The 14,933-nt window shown below is 73.9% G+C and carries 13 protein-coding genes; 10 read left to right on the forward strand and 3 right to left on the reverse strand.

All coding sequences use genetic code 11. The features are described from left to right. Nucleotides 1-97 precede the first annotated feature (97 nt). Entirely contained in the window at nucleotides 98-751 is a 654-nt protein-coding gene (locus tag ACFWMZ_RS07420) for a lysophospholipid acyltransferase family protein (protein ID WP_383183820.1), read from the reverse strand. A 311-nt stretch (nucleotides 752-1,062) separates the two neighbouring features. On the opposite strand from ACFWMZ_RS07420, the gene ACFWMZ_RS07425 reads away from it, so the two are divergent. Together ACFWMZ_RS07425 and ACFWMZ_RS07430 are read left to right on the forward strand one after the other, a co-directional pair. After that, complete coding sequence (locus tag ACFWMZ_RS07425; protein WP_383183822.1) at nucleotides 1,063-2,244, forward strand: glycerophosphodiester phosphodiesterase; 1,182 nt, start codon at nucleotides 1,063-1,065, stop codon at nucleotides 2,242-2,244. Nucleotides 2,245-2,551: 307 nt separating this feature from the next. Continuing rightward, complete coding sequence (locus ACFWMZ_RS07430) at nucleotides 2,552-3,055, forward strand: GNAT family N-acetyltransferase (protein ID WP_383199989.1); 504 nt, start codon at nucleotides 2,552-2,554, stop codon at nucleotides 3,053-3,055. An 82-nt stretch (nucleotides 3,056-3,137) separates the two neighbouring features. Here the strand turns inward: ACFWMZ_RS07430 and ACFWMZ_RS07435 are convergent, their stop codons facing one another. Continuing rightward, on the reverse strand, nucleotides 3,138-3,602 hold the full coding sequence (locus tag ACFWMZ_RS07435) for a hypothetical protein (RefSeq protein ID WP_383183825.1): 465 nt from the start codon (nucleotides 3,600-3,602) through the stop codon (nucleotides 3,138-3,140). A gap of 2 nt (nucleotides 3,603-3,604) precedes the next feature. After that, a complete protein-coding gene (locus ACFWMZ_RS07440; protein ID WP_383183827.1) occupies nucleotides 3,605-3,964 on the reverse strand; it encodes a hypothetical protein in 360 nt (119 codons plus the stop codon). A gap of 94 nt (nucleotides 3,965-4,058) precedes the next feature. Here ACFWMZ_RS07440 and ACFWMZ_RS07445 point away from each other — a divergent pair, with 94 nt between their 5' ends. The 8 genes from ACFWMZ_RS07445 (at nucleotide 4,059) to cobT (ending at nucleotide 14,758) form a co-directional block, all read left to right on the forward strand. Further along, nucleotides 4,059-4,706 (forward strand): HAD-IA family hydrolase, encoded by a 648-nt coding sequence (locus ACFWMZ_RS07445; protein WP_383183829.1) that lies wholly within the window; start codon nucleotides 4,059-4,061, stop codon nucleotides 4,704-4,706. A gap of 402 nt (nucleotides 4,707-5,108) precedes the next feature. Then, complete coding sequence (locus ACFWMZ_RS07450) at nucleotides 5,109-6,182, forward strand: methionine ABC transporter ATP-binding protein (protein ID WP_383183831.1); 1,074 nt, start codon at nucleotides 5,109-5,111, stop codon at nucleotides 6,180-6,182. Next, entirely contained in the window at nucleotides 6,179-6,937 is a 759-nt protein-coding gene (locus tag ACFWMZ_RS07455; RefSeq protein ID WP_383183833.1) for a methionine ABC transporter permease, read from the forward strand. The genes ACFWMZ_RS07450 and ACFWMZ_RS07455 overlap by 4 nt, the downstream gene beginning before the upstream one ends. A 176-nt stretch (nucleotides 6,938-7,113) precedes the next feature. Beyond that, nucleotides 7,114-7,947: a MetQ/NlpA family ABC transporter substrate-binding protein gene (locus ACFWMZ_RS07460; protein ID WP_383199992.1), complete on the forward strand. Its 834-nt coding sequence runs from the start codon at nucleotides 7,114-7,116 to the stop codon at nucleotides 7,945-7,947. A 34-nt stretch (nucleotides 7,948-7,981) separates the two neighbouring features. Next, nucleotides 7,982-8,815, forward strand: a complete 834-nt coding sequence (locus tag ACFWMZ_RS07465; RefSeq protein ID WP_383183837.1) for a MetQ/NlpA family ABC transporter substrate-binding protein — start codon at nucleotides 7,982-7,984, stop codon at nucleotides 8,813-8,815. 157 nt (nucleotides 8,816-8,972) lie between these two features. After that, nucleotides 8,973-9,611: a GNAT family N-acetyltransferase gene (locus ACFWMZ_RS07470; protein ID WP_383183839.1), complete on the forward strand. Its 639-nt coding sequence runs from the start codon at nucleotides 8,973-8,975 to the stop codon at nucleotides 9,609-9,611. A gap of 138 nt (nucleotides 9,612-9,749) precedes the next feature. Beyond that, a complete protein-coding gene (gene cbiE / locus ACFWMZ_RS07475) occupies nucleotides 9,750-10,964 on the forward strand; it encodes a precorrin-6y C5,15-methyltransferase (decarboxylating) subunit CbiE (RefSeq protein WP_383183841.1) in 1,215 nt (404 codons plus the stop codon). 326 nt (nucleotides 10,965-11,290) lie between these two features. After that, nucleotides 11,291-14,758 carry a nicotinate-nucleotide--dimethylbenzimidazole phosphoribosyltransferase gene (gene cobT / locus ACFWMZ_RS07480; RefSeq protein WP_383199995.1) on the forward strand — a complete coding sequence of 1,156 codons (3,468 nt, stop codon included), beginning with the start codon at nucleotides 11,291-11,293 and terminating at the stop codon, nucleotides 14,756-14,758. The last annotated feature ends 175 nt before the right edge of the window (nucleotides 14,759-14,933 follow it).

Genomic DNA, 14,933 nt, shown 5'->3' on the forward strand with positions numbered 1-14,933 from the left:
GCCCCCGCTGCCGCAGGCGGGGGCCTCTCACACGTCCAGGGGCGGCCGGCTCACGTCCGGGAGTGGTCTGCCAGGGCCGCCCCCGCCTGCCGGCGGCTCAGGCCGCCTTCGCCTTGGTGGCGTACATGTCCACGTACTCCTGGCCGGAGAGGCGCATCACCTCGGTCATCACCGAGTCCGTGACGGCCCGCAGGACGTACCGGTCGCGGTCCATGCCGTCGTAGCGGGAGAACTCCATCGGCTCGCCGAAGCGGACGGTGACCTTGCCCGGGCGCGGCATGCCCTTGCCGCCCGGCTGGATCTTGTCCGTGCCGATGACGGCGAACGGCACCACGGGGGCGCCGGTCATCAGGGTCAGGCGGGCGATACCGGTGCGGCCCCGGTAGAGGCGGCCGTCGGGGGAGCGGGTGCCCTCCGGGTAGATCGAGAAGACCTTGCCCTCCTCCAGCACCCGACGGCCCGTCATCAGCGCCGCCACCCCGCCGCGTCCGCCGTCCCGGTCCACCGGGATCATCCCCGCGCCGCGGAAGAACCAGGCCATCGCCCGGCCCTTGATCCCCTTGCCCGTCACGTACTCGTCCTTGCCGATGAAGAAGACCGGGCGCTCGCAGCAGACCGGCAGGATCAGCGAGTCGATGAAGGTGAGGTGGTTTCCGGCCAGAATGACCGGCCCGGTGCCGGGGATGTTCTCCGCCCCCTCCACCTGCGGCCGGAACATCAGGCGCAGGACGGGGCCGAGGGTGGCCCTCATGAACGCGAGGCTGGACAAGTGGCCCTCCGATGGCTGGGATTGGCTGGCAGGTCGGCGCGAACACCCGCCGTCCCCGGGGGCGGCGGGCCCCGGCGCGGTCCGGCCCGGCCCTCACCCGGCACGGAACCACGCAGGTGAGGACGATACTCGCGGTTCGCCGCCGTGCGCACATCGGGTTGATGAACCCGATACGCAGTGTTGACCTGTGTTGGTCCGCCGTTCGGCCCAAGGTCTCCCGCGGGCAAGGCGCGCGCCCCTACGATCGAGCCGCTTTGTCAGGTTCGGGTCACCCAGTGAAACGGAGTCGCTCCATGCCGCAGTCCTCCTCCGGACAGCCCCCCGCCGTCGGCGCCCCGCGCCGCGCCCTGCTCGGCGCCACTGTCGCCTCCGCCGCGGGCCTCGCCCTCGGCCTGCCGCATGCCGCGCAGGCCGAGGGCCCCGCCGAGGCGGCCGGGAGGAAGCGGCCCGGTTCTTCCCGCGACCTGCCGTACCCGACCGTCATCGCCCACCGCGGCGCCAGCGGCTACCGGCCCGAACACACCCTCGGCGCCTACCAGCTCGCCCTGGACATGGGCGCCCACATCGTCGAGCAGGACCTCGTCCCCACCAAGGACGGCCATCTCGTATGCCGTCACGAGAACGACATCACCGGCACCACCGATGTCGCCGACCACCCCGAGTTCGCCGCCCGCAAGGCCACCAAGTCGATCGACGGCGTCGAGCTGACCGGCTGGTTCACCGAGGACTTCACCCTCGCCGAGCTCAAGGCGCTGCGCGCCACCGAGCGCATCCCCGGCACCCGGCAGCACAGCACCCTCTACGACGGCCGGTGGGAGGTCCCCACCTTCGAGGAGGTGCTGCGCTGGGCCGACCGCGCGGGCAAGGAGCGCGGTGCCCCCGTCTGGCTGCACGTGGAGACCAAGCACCCCACCTACTTCCGCTCGCTCGGCCTCGGCCTGGAGGAGCCGCTGGCCAAGCTGCTGCGCCGGTACCGCCGCGACCGCGCCACCTCGCCGCTCTTCGTCCAGTCCTTCGAGCCCACCAGCGTCCGGAGGCTCCACCGGCTGGTCGGCACCCCCGGCGTCGTCCTGCTCTCCGGCGCCGACACCCGCCCCTGGGACTTCGTCGACTCCGGCGACCCGCGCACCGTCGCCGACCTCATCACGCCGGCCGGGCTGAAGGAGATAGCCCGGTACGCCAAGGGCATCGGCCCCACCCTCGACCTGGTCATCCCGCGCCGCGCCGACGGCACCCTCGGCGAGCCCTCGACGCTGGTCGCCGACGCGCACGCCAAGGGGCTCCTCCTGCACCCGTACACGATGCGCAACGAGAACCAGTTCCTGCCCGCCGAGTTCCGCCGCGGCACCGACCCGAACGCCTACGGCGACGCCTTCGGCGCTTTCCGGGCCTACCTGGACACGGGCATCGACGGGATCTTCTCCGACCAGTGCGACACCGCGCTCCTCGCCGCGGCCGAGTACCGGCGGCGCTGACCCGCACGGCTCACTCGCCCTCGCACCGTCCCCGGCGGTCGACGGGGCCGCCGCCGGAGGGGGTGACAGGCGGCCGCCCGGGCAGCCGGCCGGGCGGCCGCCTCGTCCCGCCCGGCACGCGGCCGCGGCCTCACCCACCGCGACAGCGCGGGAACGTCGGGTATCTCACAGGGCGGTGTGGGACCGGAACGTTCCCGTCGCCCGGGATGCCCGCGCAGAATGCTCGCGACGGAGGTTGGAGCTCCTGGCCTCGGGGGAATGGAGCGGTAGACAACCGGCGGAACAGGTGAGCGAGAGGCATGCACACATGGGCATGAGTGTGATCGTCGCTGCGGCGGAGGAGAGCGACGCCGAGCAGATCTTCCGGCTGCAGTACCTGTGCTTCCAGAGCGAAGCCGAGCGGTACGGCAACTACCGCATCGAGGCCCTGGTGGAGCCCCTCGACTCGGTCCGGGCCTCGGTGGGCCGGGACTGCGTCTTCGTGGCCCGCCTCGGCGACGAGGTGGTCGGTGCCGTCACCGGCACCGTGGACGACGACGGCACCGCGCGGATCGGCAAGCTCTGCGTCCATCCCCGCCTGCAGCGGCACGGGCTCGGCGCACGGCTCCTGCTCGCCGTGGAGCGGGCGCTGACCACCGAGCGGGGCGCGCGCGTCCTGCGGCTGCACACCGGCCACCGCAGCGACCTCAACCTCCGGCTGTACCGGCGCGCGGGATACGCGGCCGTCGGGGACACCACGGTCGACGGCGTCCAGCAGACCGTGCTGGAGAAGGCCGCGCCGACCGGCCGGGAGTACGCCGCCAGCGCCTGAAGGGGCCGCTGTTCCGCGCCCCGGGTACGCGGACGGCCCGTCTCCGGGCAGGAGACGGGCCGTCCGGGCGGTCGCCAGGGGCTCAGGCGCGCGGGCGCCGCAGCCACAGGATGCCGGTGACCGGCAGGACGACCGGGATGAAGAGGTAGCCCCGGCCGAACTCCGACCAGACCGTGGAGTCCGGGAAGGCCGACGGCTCCACCAGCGTCCAGATCCCGACCAGCGCCACGCCCACCAGCTCCACCGCGCAGCAGGCCAGCGCCGCCACCCGGGCGCGCTCCCCGCCGCGGACCAGCGTGTAGGTGATGAAGGCGTACACCACGGCGGCCACCGCCGACAGCGAGTAGGCCAGCGGCGCACGGTCGAACTCGGTCGCGATCTGGTAGGCCGACCGGGAGACGGCGCCGACCACCATGACCCCGTAGACCCAGACCAGCAGGGTGCCGGGACCCTCGACCAGCTTGCGGCGGGGCGGGGCGCTCTCCCGCCGCCCGCCCGCCGGCCGTCCGGTGCCGGTGCCTTCGGGGAAGCGGTCGGTCTCGCTCATCCTCAGCCTCCCCAGATGTCGTAGAGCCGTACTTCCAGGACGGCGAGGACCACGCCGCCGGCGAGAACCGTCATGGAACCCCAGCGCGTCCGCTCGGCCAGCGACATGAACCCGGCGGCCGGGACGCAGGCGGCGGCCCCCAGGAGGTACGAGACGAAGAGCACGGTGCCCTGCTCCGGCGACTCGCCGCGGGCCAGCTGCACGACGCCGACGACCAGCTGGGCGAGGGCCAGCAGCGACACCACGGCCATGCCGATGAAGTGCCAGTCCTTGGTCGGCTCGTGGCGGGAGAAGGCGAAGCCGCACCAGGCGGCGAGCAGCAGCGCACAGACCGCCGTCGCGATCGTCAGGGCATCCAGCATGCGGCGAACCCTATTACGGGCCATTTCACCCGCCGTCGGCGGCCCACCCCCGGGCCGTCCCGGCGGCCGGGCACCGGTCGTACAGTCGGGCAGCATGAAGATCGAAGCCGATGCCCTGCTGTTCGACAACGACGGAACCCTGGTCTCCTCGGTGGACTCGGCGCTGCGGTGCTGGACCCGCTGGGCGCAGGAGGCGGGGCTGAGCGCCGCCGACTTCGCCGGGGTCCCGATGCACGGCAGGCCGTCCGCCGAGATCGTCGCGGACCTCGTACCGGCCGCCGGGGTGGCCGCGGCCGTCGCCCGCATCGAGGACCTGGAGGTGGAGGCCGTCGGCGAGGGCGTGGAGCCCGTGCCCGGCGCCCTCGCGCTGCTCGGCTCGCTCGCCGACGACCGGTGGGCCGTGGTCACCTCCGCCAGCCGCCGGCTCGCGGAGGCACGGCTGGCCGCCGTCGGCATCGTCCCGGCCACCGTGATCGCCGCCGACGACATCACCCGCGGCAAGCCCGACCCGGAGCCCTTCCTGCTGGCCGCCGCCCGGCTGGGCGTCGCGCCCGAGAGGTGTGTGGTCTTCGAGGACGCCCCGGCCGGGCTCGCCTCCGGACGGGCGGCGGGGATGCGGACCGTGGCCTTGACCACATCGCACCCCGCGGCCGAACTGACCGCCGACGCCGTGGTGGCCGACCTGACGGCGGTCTCCGTGCAGGTCAACGGCGGTTCGCTGGAAATTCAGGTAGCGGACTGACGAACTCCACTTATCGGTCCGGGCGCTGTCCACGGCTGTCCGCCATGCGGACAGCCGTGCCCGCGCCGGTCCGCTTGTCTGCTTTACTGGTCCGCATGACCACGACGAGCAACCGCGTACCCGCGACCGAGGCGATCACCACGCCCGGTGCTCGTTGTCTGCGCAACGGCCGAATGCGCGCCTTCTGAGGGCCCCTGCCGCATCTCCTCGCGCCCCGAAGCGAGACGGCTGAGGCGCGTCACCCGTCCCAGGCCCCGTAGCGGGCCGGACGTCGCACGCGCCCGCCCCACCGGACACGGTTCCCGCGGCATCCGCCGCGCGCAGGACCGTGCCGCGTCCCCCACGAATGCCCCCGCGTCCGGCGTACGCGCCGACGCGCACTCGACAGTGATGGATACCCCTGTGATCACCACATCGGGACTGACCAAGACCTACCGCACCCGCGGCCGCGAGGTCACCGCCGTCGACGACGTCGACCTCACGGTGCGCGAGGGCGAGGTGTACGGCGTCATCGGCCAGAGCGGCGCCGGGAAATCGTCCCTCATCCGCTGCATCAACCTCCTGGAGCGCCCCACCGCCGGGACGGTCACGGTCGACGGCACCGACCTCACCGCGCTCGCCGGGCGCGGCCACCGCGCCGGTCGCGAACTGCGCCGGGCCCGCAGCCGTATCGGCATGGTCTTCCAGCACTTCAACCTGCTGTCGACCCGCACCGTGCAGGACAACGTCGAGCTGCCGCTGGAGATCCTCGGCCACTCCGGTGCCGCCCGCTCCCGCAAGGCGCTCGAACTCCTCGACCTGGTCGGCCTCGCCGACAAGGCCAAGGCCTACCCGGCCCAGCTCTCCGGCGGCCAGAAGCAGCGCGTCGGCATCGCCCGCGCCCTCGCCGGGGACCCCAAGGTCCTCCTCTCCGACGAGGCGACCAGCGCCCTCGACCCGGAGACCACCCGCTCCATCCTCCAGCTGCTGCGCGACCTCGGGCAGCAGCTCGGGCTGACGGTGCTGCTGATCACCCACGAGATGGATGTGGTCAAGTCCATCTGCGACTCGGCGGCGCTGATGGAGCGGGGCCGGATCATCGAGTCCGGCACCGTCCCCGAGCTGCTCGCCACCCCCGGATCGCAGCTCGCCTCCGCCCTCTTCCCGGTGAGCGGCGAGACCGGCGACGCCGAACGGACCGTCCTCGACGTCACCTTCCTCGGTGAGTCGACCTCCCGGCCGGTCATCTCGCAGCTCTCCCGTACGTACAACATCGACATCTCGATCCTCGGCGCCGCCATGGACACCGTGGCCGGACGCCAGGTCGGCCGGATGCGGATCGAACTGCCCGGCCGCTACGAGGACAACGTCGTGCCGATCGGCTTCCTGCGTGAGCAGGGCCTACACGTCGAGAACGCGGCGGACACGGCGGACACGGCGGACGGACCGGACCCGGTCGCCGCCGCCCCCGCACTGGTGAAGGAAGGTGCCAAGTGACCTGGTCCGAGATGCAGCCCCTGCTGGAGCAGGCGAGCTGGGACACGCTGTACATGGTCGGCTGGTCCACCGCCATCGCCGTCCTGCTCGGTCTGCCGCTGGGCATCCTCCTGGTCCTCACCGACCGGGGCGGGCTCCTGCAGAACTCGGCGGCCAACAAGGTCATCGGGCAGATCGTGAACATCGCCCGCTCGATGCCGTTCATCATCCTGATGGTCGCGCTGATGGGCTTCACCCGGTGGCTCACCGGCACCACCATCGGCCGCGAGGCCGCCATCGTGCCGCTGGCCATCGGCGCCATCCCGTTCTTCGCCCGGCTCGTGGAGACCTCCGTACGCGAGGTCGACTCCGGCCTGGTCGAGGCGGTGCAGTCGATGGGCGGCTCCACCTGGACCGTGGTCCGCAAGGTCCTGGTCCCCGAGTCGCTGCCGTCGATGATCGCCGGTGTCACCACCACGATCGTGACCCTCATCGGCTACTCGGCCATGGCCGGCACCGTCGGCGCCGGCGGCCTCGGCGACATCGCCATCCGCTACGGCTACCAGCGGTTCGAGTCCGGCCTGATGTGGATCACCGTCGCGGTCCTCGCCGTCGTGATCTCCCTGATCCAGTTCGCGGGCGACTTCGCCGCCCGCGGCCTGCACCGCCGAGGCGGCCGCTCCGGCGCCGCCCCCCGGCTGCGCTTCCTCCGCGACCGCACCCCGGCCGCCGCCCCGCAGTCCGGCCCGGAACCGGAACTGACCAAGGCTTCCTGACCGCAACACCCCCAGCCCCACATGACGACACCCCGTCATCCCGGCAGGCCCGCGGCCTGAGCCAAAGGGGCGCGTCGTTGTCGAGAAGCCCTTCGCGCGCAGGGAGCGAAGCCGACAACGACATGTGGCGCCCCGGCGGCGAAGGCCGCCCAAAGGTACAGAAAGAGGCACTTTTCGTGCGTAAGAACCTGAAGATCACCACTGCTTTCCTCGCCACCGGCGCCCTCGCCCTCGGCCTCTCCGCCTGCGGCGGCTCCGAGTCGGACTCCGCGGGCGGCGACAAGGACGGCCCGCTGACCGTCGCCGCCAGCCCCACGCCGCACGCCGTCATCCTCGACTACGTCAAGGAGAACCTGGCGAAGGACGCCGGGCTCGACCTGGACGTCAAGGAGTTCACGGACTACGTCCTGCCGAACACCGCCACCGAGGACGGCTCGGTCGACGCCAACTTCTTCCAGCACCAGCCCTACCTGGACGACTTCCAGAAGAAGAACGGCACCCACCTCAAGTCGCTGGTCCCGGTCCACCTGGAGCCCCTCGGCCTCTACTCGAACAAGATCAAGAGCGCCGACGACCTCAAGAAGGGCGCCACCGTCGCCCTGCCCAACGACACCACCAACGAGGCGCGCGCCCTCCAGCTCCTCGCCGACGAGGGCATCATCGAGCTGAAGAAGGGCGCCGGCGCGTCCGCGACCCCCAAGGACATCGCGAAGAACCCGAAGGACCTCCAGTTCAAGGAGTTGGAGGCCGCGCAGGTGCCGCGCTCCCTGGACGACGTGGACGCCGCGATCGTCAACGGCAACTACGCCGTCGAGGCCGACCTCAGCCCCAAGGACGACTCGCTCATCCTGGAGAAGGCCGAGGACAACCCGTACGCCAACCTCCTGGTGGTCAAGGAGGGCGACGAGGACGACCCGCGCGTGAAGAAGCTCGCCAAGCTGCTGAACTCGCCCGAGGTGAAGAAGTTCATCGAGGACGAGTTCAAGGGCTCCGTCGTCGCCGCGTTCTGAGCGCCGCAGCGGTAAGAGAGAGCGAGACAGCACCATGCGCAAGACCCTGCTCACCGCCGCGGCGGGCGCCCTCACCCTGGGCCTGACCCTCACCGCGTGCGGCTCGGGCTCCGGCTCGGACGACGCGTCCGGCGCCGACGGCCCCCTGGTCGTCGGCGCCACCCCCACGCCGGCCGGGGAGATCCTCGACCACGTCAAGAAGAACCTGGCGAAGGACGCCGGGCTCGACCTGGACGTCAAGGAGTTCACGGACTACGTCCTGCCGAACACCGCCCTCCAGGAGGGCACCCTCGACGCCAACCTGTACCAGCACAAGCCCTACCTGGACGAGTTCAACCAGTCCAAGGGCACCGAGCTGGTCGCGCTCGACGAGATCTACCTGCCGCCGACCGGTGTCTACTCCCAGAAGGTCAAGGACATCGCCGACCTGCGGCAGGGCGCCACCGTCGCCGTGCCCAACGACGTCACCAACGAGGGCCGCGCCCTCAACCTGCTCGCCGAGGAAGGGCTCATCGAGCTGAAGAAGGGCGCCGGCGCCGACGCCAGTCCCTCCGACATCGCGAAGAACCCGAAGAAGATCACCATCAAGGAGCTGGACCCCGCCCAGCTCCCGCGGTCCCTCAGCGACGTCGACGCGGCCGCCATCAACAACAACTTCGCCCTCGACGCGGGCCTCAGCCCCCGGAAGGACGCCATCCTCCTGGAGAAGGCCGAGGACAACCCGTACAACAACGTCCTCGCCGTCAAGAAGGGCAACGAGAACGATCCGCGGGTCAAGAAGCTCGTCAAGCTCCTCACCTCGCCCGAGGTGAAGAAGTTCATCGAGGACACCTACAAGGGCTCCGTCGTCCCGGCGACCGCCGGCTGATCCACCCTCACCCACCGGCCGCGCCACGGTAGTCGGCTCCCCCTTCCCGGGGACCGACCCCGTGGTGCGGCCGGTGGCAGTGATGCTGCATGCTGGGCACCAGGGGGTGTCTGACTCATCCCGCAGGCCAGGCCCAGAAGGTTACGGAGAGCGGCGCATGACAACCACCTTCCCGGACATCTCCCTCAGCACCGAACGGCTGGTGCTGCGCCCCCTGGAAGTGGCGGACATCCCCCCGTTCACCGAGATGATGAACGACGAACTCGTCACCGCCTGGACCACCGCCCCGCACCCCTACACCGAGGGCGACGCCCACGAGTGGATCACCCGCGCCGCCCCCGCCGAACGCCTGCGCGGGCGCGGCATCGTCCTGGCCGTCACCGAGTTCCTCACCCAGCGCCTCGTCGGCACCGTCCACCTGCGCCACGTCGACCGCCGCGTCCGCTCCGCCGAACTCTCCTGCATCGTCGCGCCCTGGGCCCGCGGCGAGGGGTACGCCTGCGAGGCCGTCGTCGCCCTCGCCCAGTGGCTCTTCGGCGACCAGCGGTTCGAGCGGCTGGAGATGCGCACCGCCGCCGGGAACACCGCGGCCCAGCAGGTCGCGCAGAAGACCGGCTGCATCAGCGAGGGCGTGCTGCGCGGTGCCCGGATAGCGCGGACCCGCACCGAGGACGGGAGCTGGGCGGAGTTCCGCACCGACCTCATCGTCTGGAGCCTGCTCCCCGAGGACCTCGAAGGCGTCGGCGAACAGCTCGCCGAGTCCGGCGGCTACCCGGCCTACTCCGACTGGAACTGAGCCGCCCCGAAGCCCGCCCCCGCCCCTGCACCCGCAGCCGTCGGCCACCCGGTACCCTGCACCCTCAGCCCGCCGGGAGGTACCCCCTCCGCCCGCCCCCACCAGCGCCTGAGCGCAGACCACAGGAGACAGACGACGATGGCCGACCGGGTCACGGTGATCGGCTGGGACGGCACCCCCCTGACCGAGGCGGCCCGCTCCGCCCTGGCCGCCGCCACCCTGGTGGCCGGTGCCGCCCACCACCTCGCCCTGCCCGACGTCCCCGCCCGTGCCGAACAGGTGCGTTTGGGCTCCGTCCACCTCGCCGCCCGGCGCATCGCCGCCCACCGCGGCACCGCCGTCGTCCTCGCCGACGGGGACCCCGGCTTCTTCGGGGTGGTCCGCGCCCTGCGCGCCCCCGAACACGGCCTGGAGGTCGAGGTCGTCCCCGCCGTCTCCCTGGTCGCCACCGCCTTCGCCCGCGCCGGGATGCCCTGGGACGACGCGGAGGTCGTCGTCGCCCACCGGCGTACGCTGCGCCGCGCGGTCAACATCTGCCGCGCCCACACCAAGGTCGCCGTCCTCACCTCGCCCGGCGCCGGGCCCGCCGAACTCGGCCTGCTCCTCGGCGAAACCCACCGCACCTTCGTCATCTGCGAGGAACTCGGCACCGACCGCGAGCAGGTCACCGTCGTCACCTCCGACCGGGCCGCCGACCACAGCTGGCGCGACCCCAACATCGTCCTCGTCGTCGGCGGCACCGCCGCCCAGAGCCCCGACGGCGGCTGGCGCGCCGGCCGCGACCTCACCCGCAACCGCCGCGGCTGGGCCCTGCCCGACCCCGCCCCCCACGGGCCCGAGGGCCATGAGGGGCGGAGCCGGCGGCTGCGCGCCTGCCAACTGGCGCTGCTCGGGCCCCGCCCCGGCGATCTGGTCTGGGACATCGGCTGCGGGGGAGGGGCCCTCGCCGTCGACGCCGCCCTGTTCGGGGCCGCCGTCATCGCCGTCGACGCCGACCGCGCCGCCTGCGAGCGCACCGCCGAGGCCGCCCGGCGCGACGGGGTCCAGCTCCAGACCGTCCACGGCAGCGCCCCGCACGTCCTGGAGGACCTGCCCGAGCCCGACGTGGTGCGGGTCGGCGGGGGAGGCCCCGCGGTGGTCTCCGCCGTCGCCGACCGGCGTCCCGCACGCCTCGTCACCCACGCCTCGACCAGGGACGACGCGGAACTCATCGGCCGCGACCTGACCGCCCACGGCTACCAGGTCTCCTGCTCCCTGCTCCAGTCCGTGGAGCTGTCCACCGACACCTGGACCGAACGCGAGCGCACCGTCGTCTTCCTGCTCTCCGGAGAGCTCCCCGACCGCGCCCCGTGACGGGTCCCGTACACGGCGCGCGGTAGGCTGGCGGATCGTTGTACCGCACGCGGGCCCGTGGCGCTTCCTCCGGCGATATCCGGACAAGGGCACCGTGGCCCAGGCAGTCGCGGTAGGACAGGCCGGGGGGCGCGCGACGTGGCGCACTCCGCAGCGGGCCACGGCGTCGAGCGCCGCCGGGAACGGCGGGCCGGCAGCCGCTGCCCGCCCGGTACGTGCCGCTTGGCACGGCCGCTCGTTTGACACGACGGGCGGGCGGTGCCACTCGGCCGCGTCCGCCGGGGCAGGGCCGTCAGGAGAGTTACGCACATGGGCGAGGGGTACGCATGACCGACACCGGCCAGATTCCGGGTGAGGATTTCCCGGGGAACGCGGGTGCGGTGCCGCAGCAGGGCACTCCCCGGCGCGGGGACGAACTCCTCATGCCCGGCTCCCAGGGCGCGTGGAGCGAGTACGCGGCACCCGAGTGGTCCACCGGACAGCTCCCGGCCGACGCCGACCAGCAGTACGCCACCGGGCAGTACGCCGCCGCCCAGGAGCAGCCGTACGCCGCGGTCGATGAACAGCCGTACGCCACCGGCCAGGTGCCCGCCGACGAGCCGCAGCCGCAGTACCCCGACGCCCAGGCCCACGAGGCCGGAGCCCACGAGCGCGCGGGCCGGGACAGCGGCGCCGTCGACCTCTCCGCGGTCCGCGCCGCCGAGGGCGCCTCGGCTCCGCCGCCGCGCCGCCCGCTCCACATGGGCCCGCCCGTCCCGGGCGGCACCAGCGGCAGCCCCGTCCGCTCCCTCGCCGACCGGGGCCCCGCCGCCCACCCCGCCCCCGCCCGGCACGCGGGCCCGCCCACGGCCGGCCCCGAGTACCTCGACCAGCCCGACCCGGCCACCCTGCCGGGCCCGCAGCTCGGCACCCTCCCCGAGGCCGACCCGTCCTGGCACACCGGCCAGGAGCCCGCCTGGAACACCGGGCAGCACACGTCGTACGGCGACGCGGCCCCCGTCGGCCCGGCGTACGCCCCCGACCACTCCGGCCACACCCATCTGCCCGGACAGCCGGTCCCCGCCGTCCACGGCACGGCCGCGCCAGCCCCGCACACCGGGACGCAGCCCTTCCCGGAGGCGCCGGCCCCCCAGGACGCCGCCCCCTACCAGGACGCCTCCGGACTCCCGGAGTACGCGCCCAACCCCGGGCTCCCCGAGCCCGGCACGCTGGCCCCGCACCCCGAGGGGCAGGCGGCCGCCGCACCGACCGAGACGACGTACGCCCCCGGGAGCGCGCCCGCCGAACCGGCCGCCCCCGGCGAGCAGGACCCCGCCGCCGCACCGGCCGACGCCACCGTGGACCTCCCCGAGCAGCGCACCGGTGCCACGCCGGACGCCGACGCGGGAGAGCCCGGCGGGCCGCGGGCGGCGACCGTGGAGGAGAACCCCGTGGCCGAACCCGTACACCCCCCGGTCGCCGACGCCTCCCTCGGCCAGTTCGTGGCCGTCCCGGGCGCCGTGCCGGCCGACGGCCACCTCGCGCCCGCCGAGACCGTCCCCGAGTGGGGGACGCCTCCGGCGGGGGTGCCGGTGCAGGGCGGGGCCGTTCCCGCCGACCCGGCCGTCGAGGCCGCGGCGGTGCCCGTCCCCGCCGAGCCCGTCGTGGAGGCTCCCGCCGAGGGCGAGGCCGCTCCGGAGGACGCCGCTGGCGAGCACTTCGCCGCCGAAGCCCCGGTGGCCGAGGCTCCGGTGACCGAGGAGAGCCAGGCCGTGCCCGCCGCCGAGGGCGCCGAGGAGATCCCGGCGGTGGACGAGGCCGCGGCGCCCGCGCCCGCCGAGGGCCTGGCTCCGGACGAGGCCGCCGTGGTCGCGGAAACCCTCCCCGAGGCGGGCGAGCCGGAAGCCGCCGCGCCGGAGGCCGAGACCGAGGCCGCTGAGGCCCCCGATCCCGCCCAGGTCCTCCCCCCCGAGGACGACCAGGCCCCGGTCCAGCCCGACGCCGACGCGGACGACGCGCTCGCCGCCGCCGAGCAGGCCCCGGACGCCGCCCCTGAGCAGGCGGCCCCGCAGGAAGCCGCCCGCCCCGCCGCCCCCGGGTACGCCGAGGCCGAGCGGGACGCCGTGCTCCGCGTCATGCGCGAGCGGCGCGACATCCGCAACGGCTTCCGCCCCGACCCCATCCCGCACGACGTGCTGCTCCGGGTCCTGGAGGCCGCGCACACCGCGCCCAGCGTCGGCCACTCCCAGCCCTGGGACTTCGTCGTCATCCGCTCCGCCGACACCCGGCGCGCCATGCACGAGCTGGCCGAGCGCCAGCGCGAGGCGTACGCCACCTCGCTGCCGAAGGGCCGCGCCAAGCAGTTCAAGGAACTGAAGATCGAGGCCATCCTCGACACGCCGGTCAACATCGTCGTCACCGCCGACCCCACCCGGGGCGGCCGCCACACCCTCGGCCGCCACACCCAGCCGCAGATGGCCCCGTACTCCTCGGCGCTCGCCGTCGAGAACCTCTGGCTCGCCGCCCGCGCGGAGGGGCTCGGGGTCGGCTGGGTCAGCTTCTTCGACGAGCGCGAGATGGTCCGCGAACTCGGCCTCCCCGACCACCTGGAGGTCGTCGCCTACCTGTGCGTCGGCTACGTCGACGAGTTCCCCGAGGAGCCCGAGCTGATGCAGGCCGGCTGGTCCAAGCGGCGCCCCCTGTCCTGGGTCGTCCACGAGGAGACGTACGGCCGCCGGGCGCTGCCCGGCGAGGAGCCGCACGACCTGCTCGCGCAGACCGTCGCCAACATCCGCCCGCTGGACGCCAAGGCGCTCGGCGAGGCGTGGGAGCGGCAGAAGCGGATGACCAAGCCCGCCGGTGCCCTCGGCATGCTGGAGATCATCTCCGCCCAGCTCAGCGGCGTCTCCCGTAAGTGCCCGCCGCCCGTCCCGGAGCCCGCCGCCGTCGCGGTCTTCGCCGGGGACCACGGCGTCCACGCCCAGGGCGTCACCCCCTGGCCGCAGGAGGTCACCGGCCAGATGGTGGCCAACTTCCTCGGCGGCGGCGCGGTCTGCAACGCCTTCGCCGCCCAGGTCGGCGCCGAGGTCTGCGTCGTGGACGTCGGCGTCGCCACCGACCTGCCCGCCACCCCGGGCCTGCTGCCCCGCAAGGTCCGCCCCGGCACCGCCGACATGACCACCGGCCCCGCCCTCAGCCGCGAGGAGGTCAAGGCCGCCCTCGAGGTGGGCATCGAGACCGCCCGCGACCTGGTCGCCGCCGGGAACAAGGCGCTGCTCACCGGCGAGATGGGCATCGCCAACACCACCGCGTCGGCCGCCCTCATCTCCGTCTACACCGGCGCCGACCCGGCCGAGGTCACCGGCCGCGGCACCGGCATCAACGACGAGACGCTGGCCCGCAAGACCGACGTGGTCCGCCGCGCCCTCGAACTGCACCGCCCGGACCCGGCCGACCCGATCGGCGTGCTCGCGGCCGTCGGCGGCCTGGAGCACGCCGCCATGGCCGGGCTCCTGCTGGGCGGCGCCAGCCTGCGCACCCCCGTCATCCTCGACGGGGTCAGCGCCGGGGCCGCCGCCCTGGTCGCCCGCGCCATCGCCCCCGAGGTGCTGGCCGCCTGCATCGCCGGGCACCGCAGCGCCGAACCGGGCCACGTCGCCGCCCTCAACAAGCTGGGTCTGCGCCCCCTGGTCGACCTCGACCTGCGGCTCGGCGAGGGCACCGGCGCCCTGCTCGCCCTGCCGATCGTGCAGAGCGCCGCCCGCGCCATGCACGAGGTCGCCACCTTCGACTCGGCCGGCGTCACCGAGAAGTGACCCGGGCGGCCGCCCGCCCCGACGGGGCCGGGCGGCCGCCGCGACCCCTCCCACCAGGGCCGAGGCCAGGCCGCGCCCGCCCCCGCCGTATCGTGGAGGTCGACAGCACCCCGCGCGGGCCCGCGTGTCGTCCGCCGCTCCACCGTCGCAGCGGCCCTCCTCCCGCCTGCCCGTC

The sequence above is a fragment of the Streptomyces sp. NPDC058373 genome (assembly GCF_042723275.1).
Taxonomy (GTDB): domain Bacteria; phylum Actinomycetota; class Actinomycetes; order Streptomycetales; family Streptomycetaceae; genus Streptomyces.